At 39.7% G+C, this 1159-nt stretch carries 3 protein-coding genes; 1 reads left to right on the top strand and 2 read right to left on the bottom strand.

Annotation, left to right across the window (positions count from 1 at the left end; genetic code table 11):
- The coding region (locus RRG12_RS44320) for a hypothetical protein (RefSeq protein ID WP_420763383.1) at nt 1–411 on the bottom strand (411 nt) is incomplete at its 3' end.
- Nucleotides 412–768: 357 nt separating this feature from the next.
- Nucleotides 769–906, bottom strand: coding sequence for a hypothetical protein (locus RRG12_RS44315; protein WP_420762286.1), 138 nt, complete (start codon nt 904–906; stop codon nt 769–771).
- 15 nt (nt 907–921) lie between these two features.
- Between RRG12_RS44315 and RRG12_RS44310 the strand changes: the two genes are divergently transcribed.
- Entirely contained in the window at nt 922–1140 is a 219-nt protein-coding gene (locus RRG12_RS44310) for a DUF433 domain-containing protein (protein ID WP_073643621.1), read from the top strand.
- Nucleotides 1141–1159 lie beyond the last annotated feature (19 nt).

Raw genomic sequence — 1159 nt, 5'->3', positions numbered from 1 at the left:
AGCATCATGATCAGAATATGAGAATTTGATTTTGCCTCTGGGGATGTCCTCTACCCTCTCTCTGAGAGATGATAACCCCGCGTTTATTAAGGCTTGCCGTAGACCATCAATTTCTGTTCTGAGGGAGTTAATCTCATCATTGAATTCCCTTTGCTGCTCGGCTACGGCTGCCTCAAGACCATCGATTTCGGTAGTTTTAACCTTAAGCTGCTTTACCTCAAGTTCTAGGTTCTCTGGCATCACTTCGATGGGAATATTGCCCTCTAAATAATGCTCAAGTATAATTGTGAGAGCTTGAGACGCTTTTTTTATTTTGTGTGTTTTCATCCACTTCTCTAAACTAGCGTAGAGGCTGAAATCAAGGTATGCTGTCACTTTAGCGTGATTGTCTAACCAGTCTTTAGTTGCCATACACGGCTTGTTCTATATTGGTAATTTAAAGTCAGTTACGTTAAATTTAAAATAAATGAAAGTAATATACTAGTGTGTTAATAGTAATTTACTTTTTGACTTTGGCACCTTACTGCATTAAGTTAAGAAAATTAAAGTAATATACTAATTTTTAAAAGTGTCTGACTCTAAACGTCTAAACCGTAGTTAGTGTTTGACCTAGATTGAATAAGGCAAGCAGTTTTGAGCTATACGTAATTAAGTAAATTACAGTAGCAGATAAATTAAGGTACAGTCAGATAATTATTTAAATAAGTCATTTGCTTTAATCTACTTGTAGATTATTAGTAAACTAAAGCAGCTTACCAAAGTAACTTACTATCGCTTAAACTGTGACAGGGAGCGGGTGTTATCTACTTTGTAGTTGGTGGTAGCAGAACAAGAGTGAGAGGGCAGGCGATCGCCGTCACTACCGCTTGAGTCAGCGCAGTTATTAGAATGAGATAGCCTAGCCATGCTTTTAGAAGGGGGATAATGAGTCAGTCAGCAATCATTACCGCATCACCAGATGTGATGAGTGGTACGCCAGTCTTCGCCGGAACACGAGTGCCTGTGCAAACCCTGCTGGATTATTTGAAGGCGGGAGAGTCCATTGATGATTTTCTAGACGGATTTCCCACAGTGAAGCGAGAACAGGTGATTGCTTTTCTGGAAGCCGCACAAGCGCAGATTGTGAAGCTGGTTGCATAGTGTGAATATTTTGATTGAC

It is taken from the genome of Nostoc sp. CALU 546 (assembly GCF_048836525.1).
The sequence above is the reverse complement of the archived record's forward strand: the minus strand, read 5'-3'. Positions and strand labels throughout refer to the sequence as shown.

Excerpts from the sequence above, each read along its gene's own strand:
- RRG12_RS44315 (WP_420762286.1), bottom strand. The coding sequence starts at position 906 with ATGGCTAGGCTATCTCATTCTAATAACTGCGCTGACTCAAGCGGTAGT.